6 protein-coding genes are annotated in these 4,554 nt (G+C 73.1%); 1 reads left to right on the top strand and 5 read right to left on the bottom strand.

What is annotated here, in order from left to right; genetic code table 11:
* The first annotated feature begins 136 nt into the window (after positions 1–136).
* Complete coding sequence (locus ACFQ3T_RS34520) at positions 137–1,183, top strand: GDSL-type esterase/lipase family protein (RefSeq protein ID WP_380729997.1); 1,047 nt, start codon at positions 137–139, stop codon at positions 1,181–1,183.
* Positions 1,184–1,325: 142 nt separating this feature from the next.
* On the opposite strand, the gene ACFQ3T_RS34515 is transcribed toward ACFQ3T_RS34520, so the two are convergent.
* From ACFQ3T_RS34515 to ACFQ3T_RS34495, 5 genes are all read right to left on the bottom strand, one after another.
* Positions 1,326–1,577 carry a hypothetical protein gene (locus ACFQ3T_RS34515; RefSeq protein ID WP_380729995.1) on the bottom strand — a complete coding sequence of 84 codons (252 nt, stop codon included), beginning with the start codon at positions 1,575–1,577 and terminating at the stop codon, positions 1,326–1,328.
* A gap of 24 nt (positions 1,578–1,601) precedes the next feature.
* Entirely contained in the window at positions 1,602–2,165 is a 564-nt protein-coding gene (locus ACFQ3T_RS34510) for a GNAT family N-acetyltransferase (RefSeq protein ID WP_380729993.1), read from the bottom strand.
* A gap of 5 nt (positions 2,166–2,170) precedes the next feature.
* Positions 2,171–2,668 carry an HIT family protein gene (locus ACFQ3T_RS34505; protein WP_380729991.1) on the bottom strand — a complete coding sequence of 166 codons (498 nt, stop codon included), beginning with the start codon at positions 2,666–2,668 and terminating at the stop codon, positions 2,171–2,173.
* Positions 2,665–3,411: a class I SAM-dependent methyltransferase gene (locus ACFQ3T_RS34500; protein WP_380729989.1), complete on the bottom strand. Its 747-nt coding sequence runs from the start codon at positions 3,409–3,411 to the stop codon at positions 2,665–2,667. The genes ACFQ3T_RS34505 and ACFQ3T_RS34500 overlap by 4 nt, the downstream gene beginning before the upstream one ends.
* 9 nt (positions 3,412–3,420) lie before the next feature.
* Positions 3,421–4,554: dihydrolipoamide acetyltransferase family protein (locus ACFQ3T_RS34495; protein ID WP_380729987.1), on the bottom strand; the 1,134-nt coding region annotated here is incomplete at its 5' end.

Raw genomic sequence — 4,554 nt, 5'->3', positions numbered from 1 at the left:
GGCCGTGCGGGTCCTGCGGCGGGCCGCCGACGAGGGCGCGGCCGTGCTGGTCGCCACGCACCACGATCAGGTGCACCGCGCGGCCGACCGCACCGTGGTGCTCGCCGGCGGGCGGCTCTCCGTAGACTAGGCGGCGATGTTGCGTCGATTCGTGGCCGTCGCCCTGGTGTTCCCGCTGCTTGCCCTCCTGCTGGTGGTCAGCGACTCGCCGTACCCCTCGTTGCCCGGTCCGAAACGCGACGCGCCGCGCGCCCTCGTGGCGTTGGGCGACAGCACGATGGCCGGTGAGGGCGCGGGCACGTACGAGCCCGGCACGGACGGCGAGAACGGCAACTGGTGCCACCGGTCGCTGAAGGCGTCCGTCCACAAGACACGGGTCGACGGCGTCGACGAGGTGTTCAACCTGGCCTGCTCGGGCGCGAACTCGGAGCAGGTCGGCATCACCGACCAGGTGCGCAACACGGAGGGCTCGCAGGCCAGGCAGCTGGCCGCGATCGCGCGCGAGTACCGGGTGTCGGTGGTCGTGGTCGCGGTCGGCGCGAACGACGACCCGAGGTTCGCCGACGTGCTCGGCGCGTGCCTGCGGGCGTGGATCGAGCGCCGCACCGACTGCGCCAAGGCGATGGCGGACGAGTGGAAGGCCCGCGTGGAGCGGATGACGCCCAAGGTGGAGCGGGCGTTGCGCGACGTGCGCCGGGTGTTGCAGGACGAGGGCTACACGCCCCGCTCGTACACGCTGGTGCTCCAGTCGTACGCCGCCCCGGTCGCCCCCGGCCTGCCGTTCGACCTGCAGAACCTCGCCGGCTGCCCGCTGCGGACGGGTGACCTGGAGTGGGTGCGCGAGGAGGCGGTCGACCAGCTGTCGGAGGGCTTGCGCAAGGCGGCGAAGTCCGTGGAGGCGCGGTTCCTCGACCTGTCGCGGGCGGGTGACGGGCGCGAGGCGTGCATGGGCGGCAAGAAGCCGGAGGAGGAGTGGTTCACCCGGCTCACCGTCGACTTCGACGGGTTGCGCGACGAGGCGCGGGCCCGGCACGCGCTGCAGGAGTCGTTCCACCCCAACGCGCGCGGGTACGAGCAGTTCGGCCGGTGCATGACGGAGTTCCTGACCACGACGGCGCGGGAGGCGTCGTGCGTCGCCGGGGACGACGGCAACCTCACCGCCGTCGTCGGTCCGAGGGACTGACCGCCTCCCCGTCGGCTGTGAGCCTCGGCGAGGCCGGGTGGCCGCGCGTCGCGCCGACCGGGGTGCCACCCGCGACGTACCTACCGGACCAACCGGTTCGACGTGCGTCGGGCATGCCCCGCCACGCGCCGGGGGTATGCGGTCATAGGCACCGCCCGCAGGCGCGGGCGGTCGGGTGTTCGGTTTCCAGTTCCGCGCGGGTGCCGCCGAACTTCACGTAGCTGCCGATCCACCTGACACCGCGGCTCGGTGTCCCGTTGATCGTGGCGCAGGAGGCGCGGTGCAGGAAGAGGTTGTTCGGGTTCAGGCTCCGTTCCGCGTTGACGACGTACTGGTCCTGGTTGTCCGCCAACCAGCGCTCGTACGCGCCGTTGTCCTCCGTGAACCTCCGCATCGGGACATCATCCACCGCGCGGCCTCACCGAGCGTCGGCCATCCGGCGCCACTCGTCCTCCAGAATCGCGTAGATCAGCGCCTCGCCCCACGCTCCCTTGAAGAACTCGTTGTGCCGGAAGTGTGCCTCGCGGCGCATGCCGAGGCGCTCCATCACCCGCCACGACGGCTCGTTGAACGCGTCGCACGACGCCACGATCCGGTGCAGGCCGAGGTGGGTGAAGCCGAGGTCCAGCATGGCGGCGGCGGCTTCGGTGGCGTAGCCGTTGCCGTGGTGGTCGGGGTGGAAGATGTAGCCCACCTCGCCCTGCCGGTGCTCCTCGCTGAGCCACTTCAGCACCGCCTCGCCGATCACCACGCCGTCCTTCTCCACGGCCAGTGCGAGGTGGTCGCCCTCCTTCTCCGGCCACGTCACGGACGCCTTCAGCGCCAGGCTCTCGGTCGTCTCCTCGGGGCTCCTGGGCCCGCCGTAGAGGTGCCGCACGACGTCCGGCCGCGACTGCCACGAGTGCAGCGCGGCGTGGTCGTCGGGGGTGAACGGGCGCAGGGTGAGGCGTGCGGTCCGAATGGGGTAGTCGGGCTTCGTCACACCGGTCAATCTACGAGGATCGCGCGCAGCCGTCGTCCGAGTTCCGCGGCCAGCCCGGCGAGGTCCCGGTCGGGGAACCGGTAGGGCCCCCGCTCGGCCGAGAACGCGGCGAACTGCTGCTCCTCGTACGGCACGCCGGGAGGCAGGGGCGCCAGGTGCCAGTGCGCGTGCCGGTTGCCCTGCTGGCTGCCGAGGCTCAGCACGTACAGGCGCTCGGTGGGGACGACGGCGGTCAGCGCGGTGCCGGCGGCGTGGAGGACCCGCTGCAACGCGAGGTAGTCGGCCGGCGGGAAGTCGCCGATGACGTGTTCGCGGTGCTCGACGGGCGCGACCAGCAGGTGCCCCCACATGAACGGGAACTTGCTGAGGAACACCACGGCGCGCTCGTCGCGGTGGGCCACGTGGTGCGGGTAGTCGGGGTTGCCGGCCAGCAGCTCGCAGACGAAGCACGCCCGGCGCACCAGCTCCAGGTAGGACTCCTCGTCCCAGCCGACGCGGGTCATCGGCGGCCGACCAGGTGGAAGAAGCGGGCGATCAGCGGGTACGGCATGCGGTCGGCCAAGGCCGGCTCCAGGCGTTCGAGGTCGGCGAAGAACTCCGGGTCGTGCTTGCGGGAGTTGTCGGCGATGTAGCCGGTGACGGCGCAGATGCCGTAGTGGCCGACCACCTCGCACCCGTCGAGCCACCCGACGACCTGGTCGGCCGTGAACAGGGTGAGGGTCGTGTCGAACGTCCGCGTGCGCGCCTGGTCGGTGTCGAGGGCGGCCGGCGCGCCGGCCGGGTCGAGTGCCAGGGTCGCCTGCTGCAACGGCTCGGAGCTGCGGTTGATCGCGATCACCGACACCACGCCGCCCGGCACGGCGAGCGACACGGCCGTGCGCAGGACGTCGGCCGGGTCGGCCAGGTACTGGACGACGTTGTGCGCCGGCACCACGTCGTACCCGCCCGGCAAGGCGGGCAGCCGCGTCAGGTCGGCCTCCACCAGCCGCACCGGCAGGTCTTCGGCGGCGAACGCGCGCTCCGCCTCGGCCGGCATCTCGGCGGACCGGTCGACCACCGTCACGTCGTGGCCGCGCCGGGCCGGTCGGAGCGCGTCCGCACCGTCACCGCCGGCCAGGTCGAGCACCTTCGCCGGCGCGGGCGGCAGGTGGCGGGCCAGGTTGGCCTCGGCCTGCGAGTAGCGCAACCGTCCCCACGGTGTCCGCTGGTACTCCCGCCACCGCCGCATCCCGCCGTCGAAGGTCACCCGGCCAATCTATAGATCGGCCAGGGCCTTGATCGGAGACTCGACGCAGTCGGCGACGAACCGCAGGAACCCGCCCGCCGTGCCGCCGTCGCACACCCGGTGGTCGAAGGCCAGGGTCAGCTGCGCGACCTTGCGCACGGCGAGCTGCCCGTCCACGGCCCACGGCCGGTCGATGATGCGGCCGATGCCCAGGATCGCCGCCTCCGGGTGGTTGATGATCGCGGCCGAGCCGTCCACACCGAACACGCCGTAGTTGTTGACCGTGAACGTGCCGCCGGTCAGCGCGGCGGGCGACAACCTGCCCTCGCGGGCCGACGCCGTGTGCGCGGCGATCGCGGACGCCAGCTCGGCCGTGGTCAACGACTGCGCGTCGCGCACCACCGGCACGACGAGGCCGCGGTCGGTCTGCGCGGCGAACCCGAGGTTCACCTGGTCGAGCACCACGATCTCGTCGCCCTCGACCCGCGAGTTCAGCTCGGGGAACTTCTTCAGCCCCAGCACGGTGAACCGGGCCAGCAGCGCGAGCAGCGACACCGACGGCAGGGCGGCCCGTGCGGCCAGGAACTCCGTCGCGTCGACGTCCACCCACACGGTCGCCTCGGGGATCTCGCGACGCGAGGTGGCCAACTTCTCCGCCACCGCACCCCGCAGCCCTCGCAACGGGATGCGCCGCCCGGCCGCGGGCTCGGCGGACGGTGCGGGGGTCGGCACAGCGGTCGGGGCGGCGGTTGGGGCCGCAGTCGGCGCAGCAGTCGGGGCGGCGAGCGCGGCCAGTTCCCGTTCCACGTCCGCACGCCGGATGACACCGCCCGGCCCGGTCCCGGTCACCCGGTCGAGCGAGAGTCCGTTCTCCCGCGCCAGCCGCCTCACCAACGGCGAGATGACCGCCGGAGCCGGCGCGCCACTCGGACCAACGGGCACGACGGAACCGGCACTGCCCCCGGCTTCGGCAGGCGCAGCCGAGGCGAGCGGAGCGGCACCGGCGGACGCGACCGAGCCGACCGAAACGGCAGCGGCCTCAGCGGGCGCGACCGAACCGACCGGCACGGCACCAGCCGAAGCGGGCGCGGTGCCGTTGAGCGCGGTGTCCGCATGACCGGCCGGTGCGGCGGCGGGCACGGTGCCGTTGGGCGCGGTGCGGGC

This window comes from Saccharothrix hoggarensis, from assembly GCF_042678885.1.
GTDB lineage: Bacteria > Actinomycetota > Actinomycetes > Mycobacteriales > Pseudonocardiaceae > Actinosynnema > Actinosynnema hoggarensis.
The sequence above is the reverse complement of the archived record's forward strand: the minus strand, read 5'-3'. Positions and strand labels throughout refer to the sequence as shown.